This is a genomic window from Oryzihumus sp. JJN4-3R (assembly GCF_057747915.1).
This window is the reverse complement of the sequence record NZ_CM173229.1, coordinates 277,999-304,991: the sequence shown is the minus strand read 5'-3', so window position 1 is coordinate 304,991 and position 26,993 is coordinate 277,999. Positions and strand designations below refer to the sequence as shown.

Here is a 26,993-nt window from a genome sequence, read left to right as displayed (position 1 = left end):
TAACGCCCTGCCCTGCACGCGCCGACCGCGCCGTGAGCCGGCCCGGACGGGGTGTCCCCCTCAGGGCCCTCGACGCGCCCCTCGTCGCACCCCTCGGCGGGGCCTTCCTCCGGGCCCACCTCGGGTGGTCGGGGTCACATGCTCTCGATGAGCCGCTCCACCCGGGTGTCCACCGCGGCGAAGGGGTCCTTGCACAGCACCGTGCGCTGGGCCTGGTCGTTGAGCTTGAGGTGCACCCAGTCCACGGTGAAGTCGCGACGGTGCTCCTGGGCGGCCCGGATGAAGTCCCCGCGCAGCTTGGCCCGCGTGGTCTGCGGTGGCCGGTTCTTGGCCTCGAAGATCTCCACGTCGGAGCACACCCGTGCCGCCCGGCCGTGCCGCTGCAGCAGGTAGAACAGCCCGCGCTGGCGGTTGATGTCGTGGTAGGCGAGGTCGAGCTGGGCCACCCGGGGGCTGGACATGGGCAGGTCGTGCTTGGCGGCGTAGCGCTGGATCATCTGGTACTTGATCACCCAGTCGATCTCGGTCTCGACCTGGGACAGGTCCCCGGTGCCGACCGCGGTGAGCGTCCGCTCCCACAGGTCGAGCACGTTCTTGTGGGTGGGGTCGTCCAGGCCCTCCCGGTCGGCGAACGCCAGCGCCCGCTCGTAGTACTCGCTCTGGATCTGCAGCGCCGACAGCTCCCGGCCGTTGGCCAGGCGCACCTGGCGGCGACCGGTCATGTCGTGGCTGATCTCACGGATCGCCCGGATGGGGTTCTCCAGGGTGAGGTCGCGCATGACCACGCCCGCCTCGATCATCCGCAGCACCAGGTCCGCCGAGCCGACCTTGAGCATCGTCGTGGTCTCGCTCATGTTGGAGTCGCCGACGATGACGTGCAGCCGGCGGTACTTCTCGGCGTCGGCGTGCGGCTCGTCGCGGGTGTTGATGATCGGCCGCGAGCGGGTCGTGGCGCTGGAGACGCCCTCCCAGATGTGGTCGGCGCGCTGGCTGACGCAGTACGTCGCGCCGCGCGAGGTCGTCGTGACCTTGCCGGCGCCGCAGGTGATCTGCCGGCTCACGAGGAACGGGATGAGCACGTCCGAGAGCTTCTGGAACTCCCCGTGCCGGCCGACGAGGTAGTTCTCGTGGCAGCCGTAGGAGTTGCCGGCCGAGTCGGTGTTGTTCTTGAAGACGTAGATCTCCCCGGCGATGCCCTCGTCGGTGATCCGCTGCTGGGCGTCGGCCACCAGCCCCTCGACGATCCGCTCCCCCGCCTTGTCGTGGGTGACCAGCTGGCGCACGTCGTCGCACTCGGGGGTGGCGTACTCCGGGTGGCTGCCCACATCGAGGTACAGCCGTGAGCCGTTGGAGAGGAAGACGTTGCTGGACCGGCCCCACGACACGACCTTGCGGAACAGGTAACGGGCCACCTCGTCCGGGGTGAGCCGCCGCTGGCCGTCGAACGTGCACGTGACGCCGTACTCGTTCTCGATCCCGAAGATTCGGCGCTCCATGAACTCACTCTAGGCGCGATCAGCCCGCAGCGAACGCGCGATGACAACACCCGGGACGGCGTGTTGGGTTGCCGCATGCGGATTCTGGTCCTGGGAGGCACCGCCTGGCTCGGCGGTGAGGTCGCACGAACGGCGCTGGAACGGGGGCACGACGTCACCTGCCTGGCGCGCGGGGAGTCCGGCCAGGCGCCGCCGGGAGTGCACATGGTCGCCGCCGACCGCGGCTCCGCGCGCGCCTACGACCAGGTGGCCGACCAGGACTGGGACGGGGTCGTGGACGTCTCCTGGCAGCCCGGCTTCGTCCGCTCCGCGCTTGCCGCGCTCGCGGACCGGGCCGCCACGTGGGTCTACGTCTCCTCCGGCAGCGTGTATGCCGCGCACGGCACCCCGGGTGCCGACGAGTCCACCCCGTTGCTGCCCGCCCTGGAGGGGGACGTCGCCGACCGGGAGACGTATGGCGAGGCGAAGGTCGCGTGCGAAGGCCTCGTCCTGGAGGCGGCCGGCGAGCGCGCCGTGGTCGCCCGGGCGGGACTGATCGGGGGGCCGGGCGACCACAGCGACCGCACCGGCTACTGGCCGTTGCGCTTCGCCCACCCGGCGACGGAGGACGGCGCGGTGCTCGTGCCGGACGAGCCGGACCTGGGCACCCAGGTGATCGACGTGCGCGACCTGGCGCGCTGGCTGGTGGAGTCGGTGGAGCAGGAGCGAGCCGGGGTCTTCAACCTGTCCGGCGACGTGACCCCGCTCGGGGAGCACCTCGCGACGGCCCGGCGCGTCGCCGGACACGAAGGGCCGCTGGTGGCCGTCTCGACCCCCTGGCTGGTCGAGCACGGCGTGCAGGAGTGGGCCGGCGAGCGCTCGCTGCCGCTGTGGCTGGCCACTCCCGGATGGGAGGGGTTCGGCCACCGCAGCAACGCCGCCGCCCGCGAGGCCGGGCTGGTGCTGCGGCCCCTGGCCGACACCCTGCGGGACACGCTGGCGTGGGAGCTGCAGGCCGGGCCGGGGCGCCCCCGCAAGGCCGGCCTCTCGCCGGAGGACGAGCGGGCGCTGGTCGCCGAGGCGAGGGCCTGAGCAGCCGGCGAGTCCCTGGGCAGCGGGCGACGGCCTCAGAAGCGGGCGAGGGCCCGGGCAGGAGGCGGGTTCAGCCGCGCTCGCGCCGGGTGACCCCGGCGGCACCGTCCCGCAGTCTCAGGACCACCAGGACGTCGCGCAGCGAGGCCAGGGACCGCTCCACCTCCTCCAGCGCCTCCCGGGCCGGGCCGCCGCCGTTCTCCGGCGTGGGCGGCAGCACGGTGGCGAGCTGGGCGACGGCGTCCTCGACACCGGAGACCCGGGCCGCGAGCGCCCCGAGCACGTCGGGGTCGCCCTCGCGCTCGCCGACCCGCCCGCGCAGCAGCGCGGCCTGGGTGGCCAGCCGGCGACCGGCGACCCAGAGGTCGACGAACACCTGGACCTTGGCCCGCAGGATCCACGGGTCGAACGGCTTGGCGATGTAGTCGGCGCCCCCGGCGGCGTAGCCGCGGTAGGAGCTGTTGCTGTCCTTGTCGACCGCGGTCAGGAAGATGATCGGCACGTCCCGGGTCCGCGCCCGGCGCTTGATCCGCGCGGCGGTCTCGAAGCCGTCCATCCCGGGCATCTGGGCATCGAGCAGGATCAGGGCGTAGTCGGCCTTGAGCAGCTCGCGCAGGGCCTCCTCCCCCGACCCGGCCCGCACCAGCTCCTGGTCCAGCGAGCCCAGGATGGCCTCGAGCGCCAGGAGGTTCTCCGGACGGTCGTCGACCAGCAGGATCCGTGCCCGTTCGGTCATGCCCACCACCTCACGACGGCCACCTGACGGCGACCACCCTCGCGACGATCCTCACCACGACCACCCTCACGACGACCCTGACGACGACGGCCATCGTCGTCGCACGACCGCCTCACGACAGCCACGAGCGGATGACGGACATCAGCTGCTCCACGTCCACCGGCTTGGTGACGTAGTCCGAGGCGCCCGCGGTGAGGCTGTTGTCGCGGTCCCCGGGCATCGCCTTGGCCGTGAGGGCGATGACCGGCAGGTCCTTGAACCGCGGCATCCGGCGGATCTCGCGCATGGCCGTGTAACCGTCCATCCCGGGCATCATCACGTCCATGAGGACCAGGTCGACCTCGGCCTCGCGCCGCAGCGTGGCCAGGCCCTCCTCGCCGTTCTCGGCGTAGAGGACGTCGAGGCCGTGCTGCTCGAGGGCGCTGGTCAGGGCGAACACGTTGCGGACGTCGTCGTCGACGATCAGGACGCGGCGGCCGGCGACCGCCTGCTGCAGGTCACGGCTCTGCTCGACGGCGCTGGTGCCCTCCTCCCCGGAGTCGACATCGGAGCGGTGCAGGTGCACCGCCGTCTGGTCCAGCAGACCCGCCCAGGACGGGGGCCGGGTGAGCGTCAGGGCCGCGGCGTAGCGCTCCAGCCGGGCCTCGTCACGGCGGGAAAGGCCGGCGCTGCCGGTGACCACGACCGGCAGCTGGCGCAGGTCCTTGCGGGCGCGAACCGTCTTGAGGACCTCGAAGCCCCCGTGCCCCTCGGTCGCGAGGTCGACCACGACGCAGTCCCAGGGGTGGTCGCCGAGGGCCGTCGCGGCCTCGCCGGGTGTCCCCACCACCTCGACCTCCAGCTCGTCGAAGGTCGACAGGTGCTCGGCCAGGGTGGCCGCCTCCCCACCGGAGTCGTCGGTGACCACGAGCAGACAGCGCTTGGGTCGCTCCAGGAAGGCCTCCAGCCGCTCCAGGGCGGCGTCGAGGCGGACCCGGACGAAGGGTGCCTCGACGACGTCCAAGGCACCGGCCAGCCGGGCCTGCTGCACCGTCGCGGCGGCGCCGGCCGGGTGCGTGGCCACCATGGGGATCGGGCGCGTGTCCGGGAGCCGCTTGAGGCGCTGGAACAGCGAGGTCCCGTCATGGGCCGCCATGTCCATGCCCACGACCATCGCGTCCGGCCGCCGCTCCACGGCGGTGGTGACCGCGTGGTCGGCGTACATCGTGGCCAGGACCTTGAACCCGCGGGCGCGCCCGGCCTCCACCGCCGCCCGGCACAGCTCGGCGTCGGGCATCGCCACGAGCAGGACCCGGTCCGAGGGCAGGATCGCGCCGTCGTCGTCCTCGACCTGCTCCAGGGCCACGGGGGTCGTGCCGGCCGCGGGCACGGCCTCGCCGTCGGGGGACGTCAGCGCCGTCTGCTTCGGGCCGGCGTCCATCCGGGTGGGCAGGTAGAGGGTGAAGCGGCTGCCGTGCCCCGGCTGGCTCTCCACGTGGATCTCCCCGCCGATCAGGCGGGCGATCTCCCGGCTGATCGACAGGCCCAGGCCGGTCCCGCCGAACTTGCGGCTGATCGTGCCGTCCGCCTGCTGGAACGCCTCGAAGATCGTGCGCAGCTGCTCGGCGGCGATGCCGATGCCGGTGTCGGTGACCTCGAACGCCAGCACCGTCGACGCCTCGGCCAGCTGGGGGGTGGTGAACCGTTCCCCCGAGCTGCTGCGGATCGCCATACGGACCTCGCCGGAGGAGGTGAACTTCACGGCGTTGGAGAGCAGGTTGCGCAGCACCTGCTGGAGCCGGTGCTGGTCGGAGACGATCGTGCGGGGCACGTCCTCGGCCACCCAGACCGTGAACCGCAGGTCCTTCTCCGCGGTCAGGGGCCGGAAGGTCGCCTCGACGTACTCGACGATCCCGGCGATGGCGACGTCGGCCGGGTGGACGTCCATCTTGCCGGCCTCCACCTTGGACAGGTCGAGGATGTCGTTGATCAGCTGGAGCAGGTCGGTGCCGGCGCTGTGGATCGTCTGCGCGAACTCCACCTGCCGCCGGTCGAGGTTGCCGTCGGGGTTGTCGGCGAGCAGCTTGGCCAGGATGAGCAGCGAGTTCAGCGGGGTGCGCAGCTCGTGCGACATGTTGGCGAGGAACTCGGACTTGTAGCGCGAGGACAGCGACAGCTGCTCGGCCCGGTCCTCCAGCGCCCGACGGGCCTCCTCGATCTCGAGGTTCTTGATCTCGATGGCGCGGTTCTGCTTGGCCAGCAGGCTGGCCTTCTCCTCCAGCTCGGCATTGGACTGCTGCAGCTCGCGCTGCTGGGTCTGCAGCTCCCCGGACTTGCTCTGCAGCTCGGCCGCCAGGCGCTGGGACTCCACCAGCAGGGCCTGGGTGCGCGAGCTGGCGATGATCGCGTTCAGGGAGACGCCGATGATGTCCATCAGCTGGCCGAGGAACTGCATGTGCACGACGCTGAACGGGGTGAACGAGGCCAGCTCGACGACGCCGAGGACCCGCTCCTCGAAGACCACCGGCAGGATCACGATGGTGGGCGGGGGTGCCTCCCCCAGCCCGGAGGAGATGCGCAGGTAGGTCGGCGGCGGGTCGGTCAGCAGCACCGGGGCGCGCTGCGCGGCGGCCTGGCCGACCAGCCCCTCGCCGATGGCGAACGTGTCCGGCACGTCGGCGCGCCGGCGGTAGCCGTAGGAGGCGATCCGGCGCAGCTGCTCGGCGCCGTCCGGGGCCGCCTCGCTGAGGAAGAACGAGCCCTGCCGGGCGCCGACCAGCGGGGTCAGCTCGGTGACGATCAGCTGGATGACGTCGAGCAGGTCCCGGCCGCCCTGCATGTGACCGGTGAAGCGGGCCAGGTTGGTCTTGAGCCAGTCCTGCTCCTGGTTGGCGCGGGTGGTCTCGCGCAGGTTGTCGATCATCTGGTTGAGGTTGTCCTTGAGCTCGGCCACCTCCCCCTCGGCCTCGACCGTGATCTCCTGGCTGAGGTCACCCTGGGTGACCGCGGTGGAGACCTCCGCGATCGCGCGCAGCTGGGTGGTCAGGGTCCCGGCGAGCTGGTTGACGTTCTCGGTCAGCTTGCGCCAGGTGCCGGAGACGTCCGCAACCTCGGCCTGGCCGCCGAGCTTGCCCTCGGTGCCGACCTCACGGGCCACGCGGGTGACCTCGTCGGCGAAGGAGGAGAGCTGGTCGACCATCCGGTTGACCGTCGTCTTCAGCTCGAGGATCTCCCCGCGGGCATCGACGTAGGTCTTCTGGGTCAGGTCGCCGTGGGCGACTGCGGTGGTGACCAGCGCGATACTGCGCACCTGGCTGGTGAGGTTGCCAGCCATCGAGTTCACCGAGTCGGTGAGGTCCTTCCACGTGCCGGCGACGCCGCGCACGTGGGCCTGGCCGCCGAGGATGCCCTCGGTGCCGACCTCACGGGCCACACGGGTGACCTCGTCGGCGAACGCACGCAGGGTGTCCACCATCGCGTTGATGGTGCCGGCCAGGGCCGCGACCTCGCCGCGGGCCTCGATCGAGATCTTCTGGCTGAGGTCGCCGCGGGCGACGGCGGTGGACACGGCGGCGATGTTGCGGACCTGGTTGGTCAGGTTGGAGGCCATCGAGTTCACCGAGTCGGTCAGGTCACGCCACGTGCCGGCGACGCCGGGCACCCGCGCCTGGCCACCGAGCATCCCCTCGGTGCCGACCTCACGGGCCACACGGGTGACCTCGTCGGCGAACGAGGAGAGCTGGTCGACCATCGTGTTGACGGTGCTCTTGAGCTCGAGGATCTCGCCCCGGGCGTCGACCGTGATCTTGCGGGTCAGGTCGCCACTGGCGACGGCGGTGGTGACCTCGGCGATGTTGCGGACCTGGCTGGTGAGGTTGGCCGCCATCATGTTGACGTTCTCGGTGAGGTCCTTCCAGGTGCCCGAGACGTCGTGGACGTCGGCCTGGCCGCCCAGGCGTCCCTCGGTGCCGACCTCACGGGCCACGCGGGTGACCTCGTCGGCGAACGAGGAGAGCTGGTCGACCATCGTGTTCACGGTGTTCTTCAGCTCGAGGATCTCCCCGCGCGCCTCGACCGTGATGGTGCGGGTCAGGTCGCCGCGGGCCACGGCCGTGGTGACCTCGGCGATGTTGCGGACCTGCGCCGTGAGCGTGCCGGCCATGAAGTTCACCGAGTCGGTCAGGTCCCGCCAGGTGCCCGAGACACCCGGGACGGCCGCCTGGCCACCCAGGCGTCCCTCGCCACCCACCTCGCGGGCCACGCGGGTGACCTCGTCGGCGAAGGAGGAGAGCTGGTCGACCATGGTGTTCACGGTGTTCTTCAGCTCGGCGAGCTCGCCGCGCACGTCGACGGTGATCTTCTGGCTCAGGTCGCCCCGGGCCACCGCGGTCGTGACCTGGGCGATGTTGCGGACCTGGTTGGTCAGGTTGGAGGCCATGGAGTTCACCGAGTCGGTGAGGTCCTTCCACGTCCCGGCCACCCCGGGCACGTCGGCCTGGCCGCCGAGGATGCCCTCGCTGCCCACCTCGCGGGCCACCCGGGTCACCTGGGCGGCGAAGGAGGAGAGCTGGTCGACCATGGTGTTCACGGTGCTCTTGAGCTGGGCCAGCTCGCCCTTGACGTCGACGGTGATCTTCTGGCTCAGGTCGCCCCGGGCCACCGCCGTGGTCACCTGGGCGATGTCACGCACCTGGGCGGTGAGGTTGTCGGCCATGTAGTTGACCGACTCGGTGAGGTCCTTCCACCGCCCGGCCACCCCGGGCACGTCGGCCTGGCCGCCGAGGATGCCCTCGGTGCCGACCTCGCGGGCCACCCTGGTGACCTCGTCGGCGAAGGTCTGCAGGGTCGCCGTCATCCAGTTCAGCGTCTCGGCCAGCTCGGCCATCTCGCCCCGCGCGGTGACCGTGATCTGCTGGCTCAGGTCGCCCCGCGCGACCGCCTGGGCCACCGAGGAGATGCCGCGCACCTGGCTGGTGAGGTTGGACGCCATCGTGTTCACCGAGTCGGTGAGGTCCTTCCACGTCCCGGAGACGCCGCGGACGTCGGCCTGGCCGCCCAGGCGCCCCTCGGTGCCGACCTCGCGGGCCACGCGGGTGACCTCGGAGGCGAAGGAGGAGAGCTGGTCGACCATGCGGTCGACGGTGTCCTTGAGCTGGGCCATCTCCCCGCTCACCTCGACGGTGACGGTGCGGGAGAGGTCCCCGTCGGCCACGGACGTGGTCACCAGGGCGATGTCGCGGACCTGGTCGGTGATCCGGGAGGACATCGTGTTCACCGCGTCGATGAGGTCGCGCCAGCTGCCGTTGGCGTCGCGCACCCGCGCCTGGCCGCCGAGCTTGCCCTCGGTGCCGACCTCGCGGGTGACCCGCGTGATCTCGTCGGCGATCGTGGAGAGCTGGTCCACCAGGCCGTTGACGCTGCGCGCCGCCCGCAGCGGGTCCCCGCGCAGCGACTGGCCGTCCAGGCGCAGGTCCATCCGCTGGGTCAGGTCACCCTCGGAGACCGCCGCGACGACCCGGGCGAACTCCCCGGTGGGGCGGACCAGGTCGGTGACCAGGCTGTTGGCGGCCTCGACGCAGCGCGCCCAGCCCCCCTCGCCGAGCCCGGGCTGCAGGCGCTCGCTGTGCCGGCCCTCGCGGCCGGCCAGGCGCTGCACGCGGGTCAGCTCGGCAAGCATGTGCTGCTGCCGGTCGGCGATCTCGTTGTAGACGATGGCGACCTCGGCCGCCAGGCCGTCCCCGGCCACCGGCAGGCGCTTGCGGAAGTTGCCGTCCCGCATGGCGTTGAGAGCGCCCAGGAGCCGCCTGAGCTGGGCTCGGTCCAGCTCGCTGTCGTTGCTGAGGAGTCCCTCCGGACTCCTCTCCTGCGCCCCCTTCGTCGTGCCGCCAGGCATGCGGACCTCCTCGGCCACGGCCATACTCCGTCGCGGGCGAGTCTGTCACCATGAGGTGACCCAGCCAACGTCTCCCGTGAGCCGACTCTTCAGCTGATGCCCCCAGCCCCCCTCCGCGCGCACCGTTCCTTCGCCGCGGACGCCCGCTCCGTCGCCGACGCGCGACGCTTCACCCGCGCCCGGCTGGAGGAGTGGGGGGCAGGTGAGCTGATGGACTGCGCGGCCCTGGTCGTCAGCGAGCTGGTGACCAACGCCGTGGTCCACGCGGGCACCTCGGCACGGCTCGGGCTGCGCCTGCAGGGCCGGGACCTGCGCGTGGAGGTGGAGGACCACCACCCGGGGCGCTCGGTGCCCCTGGTGACCGAGCGCCCCTCCGACGAGGCCGAGCGAGGGCGTGGACTGCTCATCACGACCTCGCTGTCCACCGCGTGGGGCGTGGAGTACACCGCCACGAGCAAGCGCGTGTGGGCCCTGTGTGCCGGCGACCCCACGGCAGCCGGGGCGCACGTTCCCGCGGACGGTCTCGCCACACCCGAGCAGGCCGCCGATCACGTGACCGAGCACCTGACCGAGCACCCCGCTGACCACGCCACCGTGCGGGTGGCCGTCGTCGAGGTGGGCCACGACGGAGGCGTGCTCCGCTGGAACGAGGACGCCACCGTCCTCTTCGGCTGGCGCTCCGGCGAGGTGGTCGGGCGCCCGTGGGCGGACCTGGTCGAGACGCCCCTGGGCGAGGGACTGCCCGGCGACCCGGCCGACCCCTCGGTCGGGGCACCGTGGCAGGGCGGGTATGCCGTGCTGCACCGGGACGGCGCGACCGTCGAGGTCTTCGCCTCCCACCTGCGCAACGGGGAGCGCACGGCCGTCCTGCTCGTTCCGGCGGACCACCGGGCGCTGCTGGAGCGGGCCGCACCGGCACCGCCGAACGGCACCCGGGGCGACCCGGCCCCCTTGGGGATGCGCCCCGACGCCATCCTGCGGCTGGGCGCCGACGACTACCTCGCGCTCGCCGTCGAGCACGTGCGCGACCCCGTCTCCGCCGACGCGACCTACCTGCTGCTGTCCCACGACGTGACCGGGGAGCTGGAGCTCGTGGCCGTCAGCGGACTGCCGGAGACCCTTGTGGGCACCCGGCTGGTCACCGGCTCACCCGGTGCCCCCGACGCCCACCGGCCCCGCCTGCCCGTGCTGGTGCCCGACCTCACCGAGGTGGACGTCCCCGTCCTGGCCGGCACCGAGCTGCGCTCGCTGCTCGTCGTGCCCCTGGTCGTCGAGGGCAGGGTCGTCGGCGGGCTGGGCGCCGCCTCGGTCCGCCCGGATGCCTTCACCGACGAGCAGGCCGTCCTGCTCCAGCGGTTCGCCGACTCCATCGCTCTCGCGGCCGACCGGGCACGGCTGCAGGCCTCCGAGCGGCAGCGCCGTGACTGGCTCAGCTTCATCGCCGACGCCGGCGACCTGCTCGCCGGCTCGCTGGACCAGGACATGACCATGGCGATCACCGGACAGGTCGTCGTGCCCCGCATCGCCCGCTGGTGCGCGATCCAGCTCCTCGACGTGCGTGGCAGGGCCGTCCTGCAGCAGGTCTGGCACGAGGACGAGGAGCAGGTCGAGACCGTGCGCCGGGCGCTCACGAAGGCCGCGGCCGGGAAGGGCGCGGGCGACGACGTGACCATTCTCGGCCAGCCCAGCACCGCCATCCCCCTGGTCGCCCGGGGGCGCACGATCGGCTTCCTCGTCGTCGGCCGCAGCCGGGCCGAGATGGTGCGCAGCGAGTTCTACCTCGTGGCCGAGTCCATCGCCCGCCGCGCCGCGCTGGCCATCGACAACGCCCGGACCCACGGCAACCTCCAGGCGGTCGGCCGGGCGCTGCAGGAGAGCCTGCTGCCGGCGTCGACGCCCTCGGCGCCCGGGCTCGACATCGGGGTGGTCTACGAGGCCGCCGGGGAGGACACGGTCGCCGGCGGGGACTTCTACGACGTGTTCCCCGCCGGGAAGGGGACCTGGTGGTTCGTGGTTGGCGACGTCTGCGGCACGGGCGCGGAGGCCGCGGCGGTCACCGGGCTGGCCCGGCACACCATCCAGGCGCTGGCCCGCGCCGGCTTCGGCGTCGCGGGCACCCTGGAGCGGCTCAACACCGCGATCCTCGACGAGGGCGAGCGGGCCCGCTTCCTGACCCTGGTGTGCGGCACGCTGCGCCTGGAGCGCGGGCGGGTGCAGCTGACGCTGGTCAACGCCGGTCACCCCCAGCCGTTCCTGGTGGACGCCCGCGGCCGGGTCCGGGAGATCGGCACCCCCCAGCCCCTGCTCGGGGTGGTCGAGACCGCCGCCTACGCGCCCGAGAGCTACGAGCTCGACCGGGGCGACCTGCTGGTCGCCCTGACCGACGGGGTCCTCGAGCGCCGCGACGGCGCCACCATGCTCGGGGAGCAGGGGCTCGACGCCGAGCTGGCCGCCATGGTCGACCTGCCGGCCCAGGCCGTCGCCGAGCGGATCCGGCGGCTCGCGGTCGACTTCAGCGACACCCCGCAGCGCGACGACATGGCGATCCTGGCGATCCGGGTGGAGATGGGCGCCTCCTCGACGGGGGCGCAGACGCGAGAGGCCCCGGCCAGCAGCTGACCGGGGCCCCGCGCGGCGTGCTCAGAGGTTGATCATGTGGCCGGCGATGCCCTCGACGGCCTCCTTGACGGCCTCGGACAGCGTCGGGTGGGCGAAGACGTTGCGCGCGACCTCGTCAGCGGTGAGGTCCCAGCGCTGGGCGAGGGTCAGCGCCGGCAGCAGCTCGGTAACGTCCGGGCCGATCATGTGCGCGCCGAGGATCTCGTTGTGCGTGGCGTCGGCGACGATCTTGACGAAGCCGACCGCGTCGCCGAGGCCCTGGGCCTTGCCGTTGGCGGAGAACGGGAACTTGGCGACCTTGACGTCGAAGCCCTTCTCCTTGGCCTGCGCCTCGGAGTAGCCGAAGGAGGCGATCTGGGGCTGGCAGTACGTCGCGCGCGGGATGAAGTCGAACTCCACCGGCATGGTCTCCGCGCCGGCCATGGTCTCGGCGGCGACGACGCCCATCGCCTCGGCGGTGTGGGCCAGCATGAGCTTGCCGGTGCAGTCGCCGATGGCGTAGACGTTCGGGACGTTGGTGCGGCCGACCTCGTCGATGGCGATGGCGCCACGCTCGGTGAGCTGCACGCCGATCGCGTCGAGGCCGAAGCCCTCCACCCGCGGGGCGAAGCCGATGGCCTGGAGCACCTTGTCGGTCTCGAGGACCTGCTGCTCGCCGCCGCCTGCCGGCGAGACGGTGACCTTGACCTTGTCGCCGGAGTCGTCGATGGACTCGACCTTGGTCGAGAGCAGGACGGTGATGCCGAGCTTCTTGTAGTGCTTCAGCAGCTCCTTGGAGACCTCGACGTCCTCGGTCGGGACCATCCGGTCGAGGAACTCCACGATCGTCACGTCGACGCCGAAGTTCTTCATCACGTAGGCGAACTCGACGCCGATCGCGCCGGAGCCGGCGATGACGATGCTGCCGGGCAGCTGGTCGGTGAGGATCTGCTCCTCGTAGGTCACGACGCGCTCGGACAGGGACGTGCCCGGGATCAGCCGGGTCGTGGCGCCGGTGGCGATGATCAGGTTGTCGAACGTGAGCTGCTCGGTGGAGCCGTCCGGGGTCTTGACGTCCATGGACGTCGGGCTGGTCAGCGTGCCCCAGCCGTGGACCTCCTGGATCTTGTTCTTCTTCATCAGGAAGTGGACGCCCTTGACGATGCCGTCCGAGACCTGGCGGCTGCGGGCGTGCGTCGGCTTGAAGTCCATCGACGCGTCACCGGTGATGCCGAACTTGTCCTTCTCGTGGGTCAGGATGTGCGCCAGCTCGGCGTTGCGCAGCAGGGCCTTGCTCGGGATGCACCCGACGTTGAGGCAGACACCGCCCCAGTACTTCTCCTCCACGACGGCCACCTTGAGGCCGAGCTGGGAGGCACGGATCGCGGCGACGTACCCACCGGGTCCGGCACCGAGGACAACGAGATCAAAATGAGCAGCCATGGGGCAGACGCTAGACCAGATGCGCCCAGGCGTTGGGCTCGGCATCCAGGAACGCCCCGAACTCCAGCGGCGGCACGCCCGTGACGTGCTCGATCGTGTGGCTGGTGACGGCCGCCTCCCCCGTGGCCAGCGCGACGTAGGAGCCGATCCAGCCCTCGACCATCCAGGCGGGGTTGCCGGCGCGGGAGGCGCGGGCCTCCTCCAGCGTCTCGGGGTGGTAGCGGATCGGCCGGCCGGTCACCCGGGCCAGCTCGCGGGCGGTCTCGTGCAGGTCGAGCGAGCGCGGGCCGGACACGTCGTAGACCTGGTCCTCGTGGCCGGCCTGGGTCAGCACCGCCACCGCCAGCCGGGCGACGTCCCGGCGCGCCACCCACGCGACGCGCCCGTCCCCGGCGGGGGCCCGGATCACCCCGTCGTCGCCGACGAACCAGGGCGCGACGTCGGCATACAGGCTGTCGCGCAGGGAGGTGAGGGTGATGCCTGCCTCGCGCACCGCCTGCTCGGTGAGGCTGTGGTCGCGGGCGTAGGTGAACGTCGCGTGCGGCGCCGCGCCCATGAAGGAGGTGTAGACGATGCGGCCCACCCCCGCGCGGCGCGCACCCTCGATGGCCGAGCGGTGCAGCCCCACGCGGTCGGGGTCCTCGTGGCCGGAGACGAGGAAGAAGGTCTCCACCCCGTCCAGGGCGCGGGCCATGGCCTCGACGTCCTCGTATGTCGCCTGCGCGACCTGGGCGCCGGGCAGCTGCGGGGCGCGCGCCGGGTCGCGCACGACCAGGCGCGGCGGGTTCCCCGCCTCGGCGAGCCCGCGGGCCACCAGCGCCCCGAGGACCCCGGTGGCCCCGGAGACGGCGATGGTCACGTCGCGGCTCACCATCTGGGCCTCACCATCTGGGCCTCACCGCCTGCGGCTCGCGGGCTCAGGCCGAGGGGGCGGGGTCGTCCTCGGCGGGCACCCCGGTGGTGGGGTCGGTGCTGGACAGCAGCGCCTCCAGCAGCGGGCCGGTGATCCGGCGGAAGGTCCGGCGGGGCCGCTCCCGGTCGATGACCGCGACCTCGAGCTGGTTGGGCCCCAGGGTGCGGGCCGGGCCGCCGGAGGGGTCCTGGGCGAGCAGCTCCACGGCCAGGCGCAGGGCCGCCGAGAGGGTCATGCCCGGCTGCCAGCGCTCCTGCAGTCCGGCGCTGATCGGCTCGGCGGCGCCGCCCATGGCGACGAAGCCGTGCTCGTCGGCGACGGAACCGTCGTAGGTGAGCCGGTAGATCTGGTCCTGGTCGGGGCCGGTGCCGACCTCGGCCACGACGATCTCGACCTCGTAGGGCTTGGACTCCTGGGTGAAGACCGTCCCCAGGGTCTGGGCGTAGGCGTTGGCCAGGCCACGGGCGGTGACGTCACCGCGGTCGTAGGAGTAGCCGCGCAGGTCGGCGTAGCGCACGCCCGCCACGCGCAGGTTCTCGAACTCGTTGTACTTGCCGACCGCCGCGAAGGCGATGCGGTCGTAGATCTCGGAGATCTTGTGCAGCGCGCGGGAGGGGTTCTCCCCGACGAAGGCGATGCCCCGGTCGTAGGCCAGGACGATGACGGACCGGCCGCGGGCGATGCCCTTGCGGGCGTAGTCCGCCCGGTCCTTCATCAGCTGCTCGGGCGAGACGTAGAACGGCATGGTCATCGGGCGCCTCCGGGGTTGCCTCGGCGGTCGGCGACGATCTGCTCGACCACGCCCGCCAGCGTGTCGTCGTCGAGGAAGCGCAGCCCGTCGTGGTCGATGACGGCCACGCTGGGCCAGATGCGACGGCCGAGGTCGGGGCCGCCGGTGGCGGAGTCGTCGTCGGCGGCGTCGTAGAGCGCCTCCACGCCGACCCGGACCGCGTCGTCGACGGACAGGCCCTCGCGCCAGAGCTTCTTCATCGCCCCGCGGGCGAAGAGCGAGCCCGAGCCCACCGAGTGGTGGTCGTGCTCCTCGTAGCAGCCGCCGGTCACGTCGTAGGAGAAGATCCGGCCGCCGTTGGCGTCGAGGTCGAAGCCGGCGAAGAGCGGCACGACGGCCAAGCCCTGCATGGCCAGCGCCAGGTTGCCGCGGATCATCGTGGCGAGGCGGTTGGCCTTGCCCTCCAGGGAGAGCAGCGCGCCCTCGATCTTCTCGTAGTGCTCGAGCTCGACCTGGAACAGCTTGACCAGCTCGATGGCGACGCCCGCGGTGCCGGCGATGCCGACGGCGGAGTAGTCGTCGGCACCGAAGACCTTCTGCATGTCGCGGTTGGCGATGAGGTTGCCCATGGTCGCTCGCCGGTCACCGGCCATGATCACGCCGCCGTCGTAGGTCAGCGACACGATCGTCGTGCCGTGCGGCGCGTCGATCGAGGACCCGGCAGGCAGCACCCGGCCCGAGGGCAGCAGGTGGGGGGCGTGGGCCCCGATGAACTCGGTGAACGAGCTCGATCCCGCGGCGGTGAAGGCTGCGGGCAACCGGCCCGCGTCCTGGCGGTGCGGGAAGCTCACTGGCCGCCCTTCTGGACGAAGCCGCGCACGAACTCCTCCGCGTTGGACTCCAGCACGTCGTCGATCTCGTCGAGCACGCTGTCGATGTCGTCGTCGAGGGCGTCCTTGCGGGCGCTCGCCTCCGGTGCCGCGGGAGTGGGCTCCGGGACCTCGGGCTCGTCATCGCGGCGTTGAGGCCGACTCTGCTCCTGGCTGGGCATGGATCCTCCTTGCGCTACCGCTGGTCCTGCCGGTCGTTCGTCAGCCTAGTCACACCTATCCGGAGGCGGCTGCCAACTCCCGCAACAGTGTTGTGGCGTCGGGGCTGCGGTCGATCAACGCCCCGACGGCTGCCTTGGTGCCGCGCAGCGGCTCGAGCATCGGGACGCGCTGCAGCGAGGCGTGCCCGGGCAGGTCGAAGATGAGGGAGTCCCACGAGGCGGCGGCGATCTGCCCGGCGTACTTCTCCAGGCAGCGGCCGCGGAAGTAGGCCCGCGTGTCCTCCGGCGGGCTGTCGACGGCGTGGGTCACGGCCTCCTCCGGGATGAGGGACTCGATCAGGCCGCGCTGGCGCAGCCGGTGGTAGAGGCCCTTCTCGGGGCGCACGTCCGACCACTGGATGTCGATCGCGCGCAGCCGGTGGTCGGACCACTCCAGGCCGTCGCGGTCGCGGTAGCCCTGCATCAGGGCCAGCTTGGCCACCCAGTCGATCTCGCGGGCGCACTCCATCGGGTCCCGGCCCAGGCGGGTCAGGACCGACTCCCAGCGCTGCATGACCTCGGTGGTGTCCTCGTCGACGTCGGCGCCGTAGCGGGAGTCCAGCCACCGGCTGGCCTGCTCGTGGTACATCCACAGCAGCTCGACGGCGGTGACGTGCCGGCCGTCGCGCAGCTCGACGAGGGTCTTGAGCGTGGGGTCGTGGGAGACGGCGTGCAAGGTGGCCACCGGCTTGTTGACCACCAGGTCCTGGGTCATCGCGTGGTCCTCGATCATCGCCAGGACCAGGCTCGTGGTGCCGAGCTTGAGCAGGTTGGCCACGTCGCACAGGTTGGCGTCGCCGATGATGACGTGGAGGCGGCGGTAGAGGTCGGCCACGGCGTGCGGTTCGTCGCGGGTGTTGATGATCGGGCGCTTCAGCGTCGTCTCCAGGCCCACCTCGACCTCGAAGAAGTCGGCGCGCTGGGCGATCTGGAAGCCCGCGGTGGAGGAGTCCTGGCCGATGCCGACCCGGCCGGCGCCGCACATGACCTGCCGGGCGACGAAGAACGGCACGAGGTGCTTGACGATCTCGGCGAAGGGGGTCTCCCGGCGCATGAGGTAGTTCTCGTGCGTGCCGTAGGAGGCGCCCTTGCCGTCGGTGTTGTTCTTGTAGAGGTTGACCCCGGCCGTGCCGCGGACCGGGGCCAGGCGGCGCACCGCCTCGAGCATGATCCGCTCCCCCGCCCGGTCCCAGCGCAGCGCGTCGCGAGGGCTGGTCACCTCCGGGGAGGAGTACTCCGGGTGGGCGTGGTCGACATACAGGCGGGCGCCGTTGGTGAGCACCACGTTGGCGAGGGTGGGGTCCTCCTCGTCGGTGAGCTGGCTGGCGTCGGCGAGCTGACGGCTCATCTCGAACCCGCGCGCGTCGCGCAGCGGCGCCTCGTCCTCGTAGTCCCAGCTGGCCTTGGTCGCCCGCATCCCCCCGCCGCTGGCGTAGGCGTTGACGACGTAGCCCGAGAGCAGCATCGGGTTGGCGGTGGGGTCACCGGGGACGGAGATGCCGTACTCGGTCTCGATGCCCATGACGCGACGGACGCTCATGCGGCCAGCCTAGGCGAGCCGGTCCCGGATCCGTCGGGCATAGTGGCCCCCATGTCGCGGATGCCACTGCGCACCAAGGTCTTCACCACGCTGCTGGACCGGTTCGGCCGGGAGTCGATCACCGGGATGGACCTCGCGGCCATCCGCCGCAGCCGCGCGAGCGTCGCGCCCACCGTGCCGCCGTTCACCTGGGTGACCGGCCCGGTATCGCGCTCCGTCGCCGTCCATGACGCGGCGTTCGCCGCGCGGGACGGGCACCGGGTGCCGCTGCGGCTCTACCGTCCCGCCTCCGCCGGGCCGAAGCCGCCGGTCATCGTCTTCCTCCACGGCGGTGGGTGGGTGCTGGGCAGCCCCCGCATGTACGACCCGCTGTGCACCTTCCTGGCCGAGACCGTCGGGGCGGTGGTCGTCAGCGTGGACTACCGCAAGGCGCCCGAGCACCGGGCGCCGCAGGCGGTCCACGACTGCCTCGACGCGCTGCGCTGGGTGGGGTCCGGCGGCGTCGGGACCGCGGTGGACGCCTCGCGGCTGGCCGTCTGCGGCGACAGCGCCGGCGGCAACCTGGCCGCCGTCGTGTGCCAGCTGGTCCGCGACGAGGGCGGCCCCGGGATCGCCCACCAGGCGCTGGTCTACCCGGCCACCGACGCGACGATGAGCCAGCCGTCGGTCACCGAGCACGCCCACGCGCCGGTGCTGACCCGGGAGAAGATGGTCGTCTTCCGCGGCCACTACCTCGGCGAGGGCGGCCTGGCCCCCGACCACCCGCTGGTCTCGCCGCTGTGGGGGGCCGACCTGTCCGGCCTGCCCCCGGCCCTGGTGCAGACCGCCGACCTGGACCCGCTGCGCGACGAGGGGGCGCGCTACGCCGAGGCCCTCCGGGCGGCCGGGGTGGAGGTGCGGCTGACGAACTACCTCGGCGCCCCGCACGGGTTCGCCAGCTTCCCAGGGGCGACCAGGGTCGGCGCGCCCGCCCGGGAAGAGCTCGCCGGCGAGCTGCGCCGCCACCTTCACCCGGCGACCGTCCGGGAGCAGACTCGGGACACCAGCCCCGCCTGACCGCCTGACGCAAGGAGCCGAGATGGACGCCACGGACGCCGGCTGGGTCGAGACCACGCTCGCGGCCCTCACCCTGGAGCAGAAGGCGTCCCTGACCTCCGGCGGCGACTTCTGGCACACCCAGGCTGTGCCGGAGGCCGGCGTCCCGGCGGTGATGGTCACCGACGGCCCGCACGGCCTGCGCAAGCAGTCCGACGACTCCGACGCGATGGCCCTGGGCGGCAGCGACCCCGCCACGTGCTTCCCGCCGGCCGTGACGCTGGGGTCCACCTGGGACACGGCCCTGGCCCGCCGGGTGGGTGAGGCGATCGGCGCCGAGGCGCTCGCGACCGACGTGGCAGTCGTGCTCGGCCCGGGGGTCAACATCAAGCGCTCGCCTCTGTGCGGGCGCAACTTCGAGTACTTCTCCGAGGACCCGTTCCTCTCCGGCCGGATGGGTGCCGCCTGGGTGTCCGGGGTCCAGTCCCGCGGCGTGGGCACCTCGCTGAAGCACTACGCCGCCAACAACCAGGAGACGGACCGGATGCGCGTCAGCGCCGACGTCGACGAGCGCACCCTGCGCGAGGTCTACCTGCCCGCCTTCGAGCACGTCGTCCGCACCGCCCGGCCGACCACGGTGATGTGCGCCTACAACCGGGTCAACGGCACCCACGCCAGCCAGGACCCGTGGCTGCTCACGCAGGTGCTGCGCCGGGAGTGGGGCTTCGAGGGACTGGTCGTCTCCGACTGGGGCGCGGTCAACGACCGGGTCGCGGCGCTCGCGGCCGGCCTGGACCTGGAGATGCCCCCGTCGGGCACCGACCAGGAGGTGGTCGACGCGGTGCGCTCGGGCCGGCTCCCCGAGGAGGACCTGGACCGGGCCGTACGCCGCGTGCTCACCCTCGTGGCCCGCGCCGGGTCCCAGCCGTCGCAGGGCCCGGCCGTGGACGTCGACGCCCACCACGCGCTGGCCCGGGAGGTGGCCGCCGCGGGGGCGGTGCTGCTGCGCAACGAGGACGGGATCCTGCCCCTGACCGCCGACGGCACCGAGGTGCTCGGCGTCGTCGGCGAGCTCGCCCGCACCCCGCGCTACCAGGGGGCCGGCAGCTCCCAGGTGGTGCCCACCCACCTCGACACCGCCCTTGACGGCCTCCGGCAGGTGGTCGGCGACGAGCGGGTCGGCTTCGCCCCCGGCTACCGGCTGGACGGGACCCCCGACGCCGCGCTGGTGACCGAGGCCCTGGAGGTGGCCCGCGAGGCCGACGTCGTCGTGGCCTTCCTGGGCCTGCCCCCGTCGGCCGAGTCCGAGGGGTTCGACCGGTCCGACATCGGCCTGCCCGCCGACCAGCTGGCCCTTCTGCGAGCCGTCCACGAGGTCAACGAGCGGGTGGTCGTCGTGCTCGCCAACGGAGGGCTGGTCTCGGTGACCGGCTGGCAGGACCAGGCCAGGGCGGTCCTGGAGGGATGGCTGGGCGGCCAGGCCGGGGGCCGGGCGACCGCCGACCTGCTGCTGGGCCGGGCCAACCCCTCCGGGCGGCTGACCGAGACCATCCCGCTGCGGCTGGAGGACACGCCCTCGCACCTGTACTTCCCCGGCGGCGAGCAGCACGTCCGCTACGGGGAGGGCGTCTACGTCGGCTACCGCCACCACGAGACGCTGGGCACGCCGGTGGCCTACCCGTTCGGGTTCGGCCTGTCCTACACGACGTTCGCGCTCGCGGACCTCGCGATCGAGCGCACCGGGCCCAACGCGGTCCAGGTGAGCGCGTCGGTCACCAACACCGGCGGGGTCGCCGGCAGCGAGGTCGTCCAGGTCTACGTCCACGACTGCGAGGCGCCGGTCGACCGTCCCGAGCACGAGCTCAAGGGGTTCGCCAAGGTGCACCTGGCCCCCGGGGAGACGCAGGCGGTGCGGGTGGCCCTGGACGAGGAGGCGTTCCGCTACTGGTCGCCCGGCCGGCAACGGTGGTGCGTCGACGCCGGCGAGGTGGAGGTCCGTGTCGGGACCTCCTGCCACGACATCGCGCTCCGCGGGGTGGTCGGGATCGACGGGGACGGCGTGCCGCCCGTGCTGGACCAGACCTCGACGCTGGACGAGTGGTTCGCGCACCCCGTCGGCGGCCCGCTGCTGCGGCAGGCCCTCGCCGAGGGCGGAGGGCGCCCGGTCGACGAGGTGGACGAGCACGAGCGGGCCATCCTCGGTGCGATGCCGCTGCTCAAGCTGGCGTCGTTCGGGCTGGGGATCCCCCGCGAGCGGGTCCACCAGCTCGTCGAGGAGGTCGCCCGGCAGCAGGTCCGGCCAGGGCAGACCTCCGGCGGCTGACGAGCCCCGCTGCGGGCGGTCAGCCGCCGGAGAGGGGGGTGTCGAGCAGCGACTGGACCAGCCCGCCATACCGCTCGACGAGCACGTCCGGGTCGACCCGCCCGGGCGGGGCGAACCCGTAGACCCGGGTGCCGCCGGCCAGCCCGAGCAGCGTGCACACGGCCAGCTCGGCCCGGCTGCGCGCCTCGTCCCCGCCGCCCAGGCGCTGGGCGAGGGGCTCGACGTAGGCCTGGACGAAGCGCGCCTTGACCGCCTCGGGGTCCGGGGCAGGAAGCGCCAGGACGATGGCGCGGGCGAAGGGCTCGGCGGCGACGCGGTCACGGCGCTCGAGCATCCGGCGCACGAGCTCGCGTCCCAGCTCGGCGGTGGGCAGGTCGTCCGGCAGCGGGTCGGGCTCGAAGGAGGCGGCCTCGGTGAAGAGCTGCTCCTTGCTGCCGATGACCTTCATGACCATGGCCGGGGACAGGCCCGCCTCCGCGGCGATGTCCCGGATGGTCACCGAGCGGAAGCCCCGCTCGGCGAACAGGCGCCGGGCCGCGGCGATGACGACCCGGCGGGTGTCCGCCTCGCTCACCGGGACGCCCCGGCAGAGGCGCCCTCGGCGACGTCGGCAGCGCCGGCGGCACCCTCAGGGGCGTCATCGACGCCGGCCCCGGGTGACACGGCCAGGGGGGACGCGGTGGCCGGCAGGTCCAGGTCCAGCACGTCGGAGTGCCCGGAGAGCACGACCAGCTCGGAGGTGGCATCCCCGGAGCCCGCGTCCACGGCAGTGAGGACGAACCTGCCCGCGCCCGGCAGGGGAAGGGTGTAGGCGCCGACGGCTGCGCTGCGCGTCGTCGCGACCCATTCTCCCGACGGCTTGGTCAGGGTGAGGACCACGCCCTCGACGACCGAGCCACTCCGGCGCACCGTCCCGGTCAGCGCCAGGCGGTCGGAGAGCACGAGGTGCTGGTGTGTCGTGGCGTCGACGAGGTCGAGCACGTCCGAGCGAGGGGACCACCCGTCGGCGCTGGTGACCACGACGTAGCGTCCAGGACCGGGCAGGGCGACGGTGTAGGCCCCCGAGGGGTCCACCCGGGCCCAGTCCACCGGCTCGCCGTCCACCCGCAGGACCGAGACGACCGCGCTGCGGATGGGCTGGCCGGAGTCGGCGTGCACGACCCCGCGCACGACCATCTCGTGCTCCTGCCCCTCGCCCTTGACCTCGTCGTGGACGGGCGACGGGGAGGTCGCAGCCACGCCCACGCCCACGCCCGCGCTCGCCGCCGCACCCGCGCCTGCACCAACGACAGGCTCGGCGCTCGCGGTGGCGGGCCGGGACCGGGACCGGGGCAGGGTGAGCGCGATGGCCGCCGAGGCCAGGCTCGCGATCGCGGCGAGCCAGAAGATGTGCTTGAACGCGTCCAGGGAGGGCACCGTCACCGGGCCCAGCCGCATGACCGTGCCCGTCAGGACGGCCGCCACGGTCGCGCTCGCGGTGGAGGTGCCGATGGCGCGCAGGAGGGTGTTCAGCCCGTTGGCCGAGGCGGTCTCGGTGATCGGCACCGCCCGCATGATCAGGGTCGGCATGGCGGCGTAGGCCACGGCGGTACCCATCGACACCAGCGCCGCGCCCACGATGATCTGCCAGAGCTGGTCGACGAGGAAGACCCGGCCCACGTAGGCGCCGGCCATGATCAGCCCGCCGGTCACCAGCGTCGTCTTGGCGCCGAACCGCCGGGTGATCGCCGCCGACACCGGGGCGAGCACGACCATGGCCAGGCCCGCCGGGAGCATGCCCAGCCCGGCGTCGATGACCGGGAGGCCGAAGCCGTAGCCGGTGGCCTTGGGCATCTGCAGCAGCTGGGTGGTGGTGAGCATGTTGCCGAACATCGCAAAGCCCAGCAGCAGCGAGGCCAGGTTGGTCAGCAGCACGGCGGGACGGGCCGAGGTGCGCACGTCCACGAGGGGACGCGCGACGCGCAGCTCCACCGGGAGCCACACCGCCAGCAGCACCGCGGCCGCGACGTACAGCACCAGCGTGCGCTCACTGGTCCAGCCCCAGTGACCACCCTTGGAGATGGCCAGCAGCAGCGAGGTCAGCGCCCCCGAGAGGAGCACCGCCCCGCCGAAGTCGAACCGGCCGCGGCTGCGCACCGGCGACTCCGGGATGACCAGCGGCACCGCCAGGAGCATCAGCGCGCCCATGGCCGCCGCGACCCAGAACAGCACGTGCCAGTCGTAGTGCTCGTCGATGAACCCCGACAGCGGCAGGCCGATCGCCGCCCCGATGCCCAGGGTGGCGCTCATCAGGGCAACGGCGGAGCCGACCCGCTCGCGCGGCAGCTCGTCGCGCATGATGCTGATGCCGACCGGGATGAGGGCGGCCGCGAAGCCCTGCAGCGCCCGGCCGGTGACCACGGCGCCCAAGGTGGTGCCGAGCGCGCCGACGACCGAGCCGGCGATCATCACCACGAGGCAGACGATCATCATCAGCCGCTTGCCGACCATGTCCGCCAGCCGGGCCACGATCGGGGTCGCCACCGCGCTGGTGAGCAGGGTGGCGGTGACCAGCCACGAGGCGTCCTCGGTGGTCGTGTGCAGCAGCTTGGGCAGCTCCGGCAGCAGGGGGACGACCAGCGTCTGCTGGAGGGCCACGATGGTGCCGCACAGGCTGAGGACGGCGATGACGAGCGGGGTGGGAGCGGCGCGGCGGGGGGCGCGGTCAGCCACGGGGATCCTTCCGGGTGGTGGTGAACGACTGTTCACCACCAGTGAACCATCGTTCACCACGCCCACCCAAATCCCCCGCCCGCCCCTTGTTAGTGTCCGGTCATGGCCGCCGACGAGCTCCTCGCGCTCTACGACCCCCAGCACCCCACCGGCCGGGTGACCGGGTCCGCCCCCCGCTCCCGGGTCCGGGCCGAGAACCTCCCGCACGCCGCCACGGCGGTGCTCGTGCGCCGCCCCGACGGCGCCGTCTACGTCCACCGGCGCACCGACACCAAGGACGTCTTCCCCGGGATGCACGACGCCTTCGCCGGCGGCTGCGTCGACGCCGGGGAGGACCCCGGGGACGCCGCCCGTCGCGAGCTGGCCGAGGAGCTCGGGATCAGCGGGGTCCCCCTGGTGCCCCGGTTCCGCCACTGGTACCGCGACGACCACACGCACTACCTGGCGTTCGGCTACGAGGTGACCTGGGACGGCCCGGTCGTCCACCAGCCCGAGGAGGTCGCCGACGGGTGGTGGATGCCCTGGGAGGAGCTGCTCACCCGGCTGGGCGACCCGGCCTGGCCGTTCGTCCCCGACGGCCGCGCGGGCATCAAGTGGCTGCTCGAGGCGCGGGAGGGCCGGCCATGAGGCCCGTCCCCCGCGACCTGCTGCTGCTCACCCTGGACGTGCTGCTCGTCGTGCTGTTCGCCTTCCTCGGGCGACGCAGCCACGAGGAGTCCTCGGCCGTCCTGGGGGTGCTCGTCACGGCCTGGCCGTTCCTGACCGGTATGGCGGTCGGCTGGCTGGTCTCGCTGCTCACCTTCCGCACGCTCCCCCGAAGCGTGCGGCACGGCATACCCGTCTGGCTGTGTGCCGTCGCCGTGGGGATGATGCTTCGCCAGACCATCGACAAGGGGACCCCGCTGTCCTTCGTCGTCGTCGCCACGGTGGTGCTGGGAGCCTTTCTGCTCGGCTGGCGCGCGCTCGCGGCGTGGCTCAACCGCTGGGGCACGGTCCGTGGCTGACCCGGCTCCCCATGAGGCCATGCCCGCTGATCCCATGCCTGCTGCCCCCGTGCCCGCTGCCCCCGTGCCCGCGGGGGACGTGACGATCCGTCCCGCGCTCGCGGCCGACCTCCCGGCGCTCGCGGCGATCTACGGGCACGCGGTGCGCACCTCGGTGGCGACGTTCGACGTCGAGGACCCCGAGCCGGCGTACTGGCTGGCGAAGGTCGAGAGCACCCACCCCGGCGACCACGTGCTCGTCGCGCAGGACGGTCAGGAGTGTGTCATCGGGTACGCCTACTCGGGGTCGTTCCGTCCGCGCCCGGCCTACGACCGGACCCGGGAGACCTCGGTCTACCTGGCGCCGGAGGCGGTCGGCCGGGGCGTGGGGACCGCGCTCTACACGCGTCTGCTCGCGCTGATGCGGGCGGCGGGCGTGCACCTGGCCGTGGCCGTCGTCGCCCAGCCGAACCCGGCCAGCGACGCCCTGCACCGCAGCCTCGGCTTCCGGGAGGTCGGCACGCTGGAGGAGGTCGGGCACAAGTTCGGCGCCTACGTCAGCACCCGGTGGTACCAGCTGCTGCTGGAGCCACCGGGTGCCGAGGAGCCTGCCGGGGAGCCTGGCGTGGAGCCGGGTGAGGGGCCGGCCTAGAGGTACTGGCCGGTGTTGGCGACCGTGTCGATCGAGCGGCCCGGCTCGGTGCCGTCCTTGCCGGTGATCAGCGTGCGGATGTAGACGATCCGCTCGCCCTTCTTGCCCGAGATCCGCGCCCAGTCGTCGGGGTTGGTCGTGTTGGGAAGGTCCTCGTTCTCCTTGAACTCATCGACGCAGGACGCCAGCAGGTGCTCCACGCGGATGCCCTTGGCGCCGCTGGTGAGGAAGTCCTTGATCGCCATCTTCTTGGCCCGGTCCACGATGTTCTGGATCATCGCTCCGGAGTTGAAGTCCTTGAAGTACAGGACCTCCTTGTCACCGTTGGCGTAGGTGACCTCCAGGAAGCGGTTCTCGTCGATCTCGGAGTACATCCGCTGGACGGCCGAGTCGATCATCGCGTCCACCGTGCGCTGCTTGGACCCGTCGTGCTCGGACAGGTCGTGCTCGTGCAGCGGCAGGGTGGCGGTGAGGTACTTGCTGAAGATGTCACGCGCGCTCTCGGCGTCGGGGCGCTCGATCTTGATCTTCACGTCGAGGCGGCCGGGCCGCAGGATCGCTGGGTCGATCATGTCCTCGCGGTTGGAGGCGCCGATGACGATGACGTTCTCCAGGCGCTCCACGCCGTCGATCTCGGAGAGCAGCTGGGGCACGATCGTGGTCTCGACGTCGGAGGAGACACCGGAGCCGCGGGTGCGGAACAGGCTGTCCATCTCGTCGAAGAACACCACCACCGGGGTGCCGCCGGAGGCCTTCTCCCGGGCCCGCTGGAAGATCAGCCGGATGTGCCGCTCGGTCTCGCCGACGTACTTGTTCAGCAGCTCCGGGCCCTTGATGTTGAGGAAGAAGCTCTTGGTCTCGGTGCGCCCCGTGCGCTCGGCGACCTTCTTGGCCAGGGAGGCCGCGACCGCCTTGGCGATCAGCGTCTTGCCGCAGCCGGGCGGCCCGTAGAGCAGCACGCCCTTGGGCGGCTTGAGCTCATGCTCCTTGAACAGGTCGGGGTGCAGGTAGGGCAGCTCGACCGCGTCGCGGATCTGCTCGATCTGCCCGGCCAGGCCACCGATGTCCTCGTAGTCGATGTCGGGCACCTCCTCCAGGACCAGGTCCTCGACCTCGGCCTTGGGGATGCGCTCGTAGACGAAGTTGGAGCGGGTGTCGAGCATGAGCGCGTCGCCGACCCGGATCGGCTCGCCCTCCAGGCTCTCGGCCATCCGCACGACGCGCTCCTCGTCGGCGTGCGCCACCACGAGGATGCGGTCGTCGCCGAGGAGCTCCTTGATCATGACGACCTCGCCGACCCGCTCGAAGCCGCACGTCGCCACGACGTTGAGCGCCTCGTTGAGCATCACCTCGCGCCCGGCCGACAGCTCACCCGGGTCGACCGCCGGCGACACGGCGACGCGCATCTTGCGCCCACCGGTGAGGATGTCGACCGTCGCGTCGTCGTAGGACTCGATGATCAGGCCGTACGCCGACGGCGGCTGGGCCAGCCGGTCCACCTCGCTCTTGAGGGTGACGATCTGCTCCCGGGCCTCCTTGAGCGTCTTGACCAGGCGCTCGTTCTGGGAGGAGACCGTGGCCAGGGAGGACTGCAGCTGCAGGATGCGGTTCTCCAGGTCCCGGGCGCGGGTCGGGGACTCGGCCAGTCTGCGTCGCAGCGCCGTCACCTCGTCACCCAGCAGCGCCTGCTGCCGCTCGAGCTCCTCACGCTCGATGCGGTCACCCTCCCCCCGGCCTTCGCGGGGCTCAGGGGCGTCGTGCTGCGGCGAGTTGTCGGACATCGTCGGAACCTCCTCGCG

The 26,993-nt window shown here is 72.4% G+C and carries 19 protein-coding genes; 7 read left to right on the top strand and 12 right to left on the bottom strand.

The features are described from left to right. Positions 1–134: 134 nt before the first annotated feature. Positions 135–1,496, bottom strand: coding sequence for a Pup--protein ligase (pafA, locus tag AC3ANM_RS01265; protein ID WP_488286332.1), 1,362 nt, complete (start codon positions 1,494–1,496; stop codon positions 135–137). Positions 1,497–1,571: 75 nt separating this feature from the next. Between pafA and AC3ANM_RS01260 the strand changes: the two genes are divergently transcribed. Beyond that, positions 1,572–2,567: an NAD-dependent epimerase/dehydratase family protein gene (locus tag AC3ANM_RS01260; RefSeq protein WP_488286331.1), complete on the top strand. Its 996-nt coding sequence runs from the start codon at positions 1,572–1,574 to the stop codon at positions 2,565–2,567. Between the two features lie 70 nt (positions 2,568–2,637). Here AC3ANM_RS01260 and AC3ANM_RS01255 read toward each other — a convergent pair whose 3' ends face one another. Continuing rightward, positions 2,638–3,303: a response regulator gene (locus tag AC3ANM_RS01255; RefSeq protein WP_488286330.1), complete on the bottom strand. Its 666-nt coding sequence runs from the start codon at positions 3,301–3,303 to the stop codon at positions 2,638–2,640. Between the two features lie 112 nt (positions 3,304–3,415). Next, a complete protein-coding gene (locus tag AC3ANM_RS01250) occupies positions 3,416–9,175 on the bottom strand; it encodes a HAMP domain-containing protein (protein WP_488286329.1) in 5,760 nt (1,919 codons plus the stop codon). Between the two features lie 96 nt (positions 9,176–9,271). Here AC3ANM_RS01250 and AC3ANM_RS01245 point away from each other — a divergent pair, with 96 nt between their 5' ends. After that, entirely contained in the window at positions 9,272–11,794 is a 2,523-nt protein-coding gene (locus tag AC3ANM_RS01245; RefSeq protein ID WP_488286328.1) for a SpoIIE family protein phosphatase, read from the top strand. A gap of 21 nt (positions 11,795–11,815) precedes the next feature. Here the strand turns inward: AC3ANM_RS01245 and lpdA are convergent, their stop codons facing one another. The 6 genes from lpdA to dop are packed head-to-tail and all read right to left on the bottom strand — an operon-like array spanning position 11,816 to position 17,489. Beyond that, positions 11,816–13,216: a dihydrolipoyl dehydrogenase gene (gene lpdA, locus AC3ANM_RS01240; RefSeq protein ID WP_488286327.1), complete on the bottom strand. Its 1,401-nt coding sequence runs from the start codon at positions 13,214–13,216 to the stop codon at positions 11,816–11,818. Between the two features lie 10 nt (positions 13,217–13,226). Then, a complete protein-coding gene (locus AC3ANM_RS01235) occupies positions 13,227–14,090 on the bottom strand; it encodes an SDR family oxidoreductase (RefSeq protein WP_488286326.1) in 864 nt (287 codons plus the stop codon). Between the two features lie 43 nt (positions 14,091–14,133). Continuing rightward, positions 14,134–14,880, bottom strand: a complete 747-nt coding sequence (prcA, locus tag AC3ANM_RS01230; protein ID WP_488286325.1) for a proteasome subunit alpha — start codon at positions 14,878–14,880, stop codon at positions 14,134–14,136. Next, on the bottom strand, positions 14,877–15,710 hold the full coding sequence (gene prcB / locus AC3ANM_RS01225) for a proteasome subunit beta (RefSeq protein ID WP_488286324.1): 834 nt from the start codon (positions 15,708–15,710) through the stop codon (positions 14,877–14,879). The genes prcA and prcB overlap by 4 nt, the downstream gene beginning before the upstream one ends. Beyond that, positions 15,707–15,910, bottom strand: a complete 204-nt coding sequence (locus AC3ANM_RS01220) for a ubiquitin-like protein Pup (protein WP_488286323.1) — start codon at positions 15,908–15,910, stop codon at positions 15,707–15,709. Before AC3ANM_RS01220 ends, prcB begins: the two co-directional genes overlap by 4 nt. Before the next feature lie 55 nt (positions 15,911–15,965). Beyond that, positions 15,966–17,489 (bottom strand): depupylase/deamidase Dop, encoded by a 1,524-nt coding sequence (gene dop / locus AC3ANM_RS01215; RefSeq protein WP_488286322.1) that lies wholly within the window; start codon positions 17,487–17,489, stop codon positions 15,966–15,968. Between the two features lie 51 nt (positions 17,490–17,540). Between dop and AC3ANM_RS01210 the strand changes: the two genes are divergently transcribed. After that, entirely contained in the window at positions 17,541–18,545 is a 1,005-nt protein-coding gene (locus AC3ANM_RS01210) for an alpha/beta hydrolase (protein WP_488286321.1), read from the top strand. 22 nt (positions 18,546–18,567) lie between these two features. Then, on the top strand, positions 18,568–20,847 hold the full coding sequence (locus AC3ANM_RS01205) for a glycoside hydrolase family 3 C-terminal domain-containing protein (protein WP_488286320.1): 2,280 nt from the start codon (positions 18,568–18,570) through the stop codon (positions 20,845–20,847). 19 nt (positions 20,848–20,866) lie between these two features. Here AC3ANM_RS01205 and AC3ANM_RS01200 read toward each other — a convergent pair whose 3' ends face one another. Both AC3ANM_RS01200 and AC3ANM_RS01195 read right to left on the bottom strand, forming a co-directional pair. Beyond that, positions 20,867–21,421 carry a TetR/AcrR family transcriptional regulator gene (locus AC3ANM_RS01200; protein ID WP_488286319.1) on the bottom strand — a complete coding sequence of 185 codons (555 nt, stop codon included), beginning with the start codon at positions 21,419–21,421 and terminating at the stop codon, positions 20,867–20,869. Then, on the bottom strand, positions 21,418–23,559 hold the full coding sequence (locus tag AC3ANM_RS01195; protein ID WP_488286318.1) for an MFS transporter: 2,142 nt from the start codon (positions 23,557–23,559) through the stop codon (positions 21,418–21,420). Before AC3ANM_RS01195 ends, AC3ANM_RS01200 begins: the two co-directional genes overlap by 4 nt. Positions 23,560–23,661: 102 nt before the next feature. Here AC3ANM_RS01195 and AC3ANM_RS01190 point away from each other — a divergent pair, with 102 nt between their 5' ends. The 3 genes from AC3ANM_RS01190 to AC3ANM_RS01180 are packed head-to-tail and all read left to right on the top strand — an operon-like array spanning position 23,662 to position 25,194. Further along, complete coding sequence (locus AC3ANM_RS01190; RefSeq protein WP_488286317.1) at positions 23,662–24,186, top strand: NUDIX hydrolase; 525 nt, start codon at positions 23,662–23,664, stop codon at positions 24,184–24,186. Beyond that, on the top strand, positions 24,183–24,563 hold the full coding sequence (locus AC3ANM_RS01185; RefSeq protein WP_488286316.1) for a DUF3054 domain-containing protein: 381 nt from the start codon (positions 24,183–24,185) through the stop codon (positions 24,561–24,563). Before AC3ANM_RS01190 ends, AC3ANM_RS01185 begins: the two co-directional genes overlap by 4 nt. A gap of 34 nt (positions 24,564–24,597) precedes the next feature. Further along, positions 24,598–25,194 (top strand): GNAT family N-acetyltransferase, encoded by a 597-nt coding sequence (locus tag AC3ANM_RS01180; RefSeq protein WP_488286315.1) that lies wholly within the window; start codon positions 24,598–24,600, stop codon positions 25,192–25,194. Here AC3ANM_RS01180 and arc read toward each other — a convergent pair. Next, on the bottom strand, positions 25,191–26,975 hold the full coding sequence (gene arc, locus AC3ANM_RS01175) for a proteasome ATPase (protein WP_488286314.1): 1,785 nt from the start codon (positions 26,973–26,975) through the stop codon (positions 25,191–25,193). The genes AC3ANM_RS01180 and arc overlap by 4 nt on opposite strands. Positions 26,976–26,993: the final 18 nt, after the last annotated feature.

Excerpts from the sequence above, each read along its gene's own strand:
- AC3ANM_RS01185 (WP_488286316.1), top strand. The coding sequence starts at position 24,183 with ATGAGGCCCGTCCCCCGCGACCTGCTGCTGCTCACCCTGGACGTGCTG.
- AC3ANM_RS01190 (WP_488286317.1), top strand. The coding sequence starts at position 23,662 with ATGGCCGCCGACGAGCTCCTCGCGCTCTACGACCCCCAGCACCCCACC.
- AC3ANM_RS01245 (WP_488286328.1), top strand. The coding sequence starts at position 9,272 with ATGCCCCCAGCCCCCCTCCGCGCGCACCGTTCCTTCGCCGCGGACGCC.
- AC3ANM_RS01260 (WP_488286331.1), top strand. The coding sequence starts at position 1,572 with ATGCGGATTCTGGTCCTGGGAGGCACCGCCTGGCTCGGCGGTGAGGTC.
- arc (WP_488286314.1), bottom strand. The coding sequence starts at position 26,975 with ATGTCCGACAACTCGCCGCAGCACGACGCCCCTGAGCCCCGCGAAGGC.
- AC3ANM_RS01250 (WP_488286329.1), bottom strand. The coding sequence starts at position 9,175 with ATGCCTGGCGGCACGACGAAGGGGGCGCAGGAGAGGAGTCCGGAGGGA.
- AC3ANM_RS01210 (WP_488286321.1), top strand. The coding sequence starts at position 17,541 with ATGTCGCGGATGCCACTGCGCACCAAGGTCTTCACCACGCTGCTGGAC.
- lpdA (WP_488286327.1), bottom strand. The coding sequence starts at position 13,216 with ATGGCTGCTCATTTTGATCTCGTTGTCCTCGGTGCCGGACCCGGTGGG.
- AC3ANM_RS01255 (WP_488286330.1), bottom strand. The coding sequence starts at position 3,303 with ATGACCGAACGGGCACGGATCCTGCTGGTCGACGACCGTCCGGAGAAC.
- AC3ANM_RS01235 (WP_488286326.1), bottom strand. The coding sequence starts at position 14,090 with ATGGTGAGCCGCGACGTGACCATCGCCGTCTCCGGGGCCACCGGGGTC.
- dop (WP_488286322.1), bottom strand. The coding sequence starts at position 17,489 with ATGAGCGTCCGTCGCGTCATGGGCATCGAGACCGAGTACGGCATCTCC.
- prcA (WP_488286325.1), bottom strand. The coding sequence starts at position 14,880 with ATGACCATGCCGTTCTACGTCTCGCCCGAGCAGCTGATGAAGGACCGG.
- pafA (WP_488286332.1), bottom strand. The coding sequence starts at position 1,496 with ATGGAGCGCCGAATCTTCGGGATCGAGAACGAGTACGGCGTCACGTGC.
- AC3ANM_RS01205 (WP_488286320.1), top strand. The coding sequence starts at position 18,568 with ATGGACGCCACGGACGCCGGCTGGGTCGAGACCACGCTCGCGGCCCTC.
- AC3ANM_RS01180 (WP_488286315.1), top strand. The coding sequence starts at position 24,598 with ATGCCTGCTGCCCCCGTGCCCGCTGCCCCCGTGCCCGCGGGGGACGTG.
- AC3ANM_RS01220 (WP_488286323.1), bottom strand. The coding sequence starts at position 15,910 with ATGCCCAGCCAGGAGCAGAGTCGGCCTCAACGCCGCGATGACGAGCCC.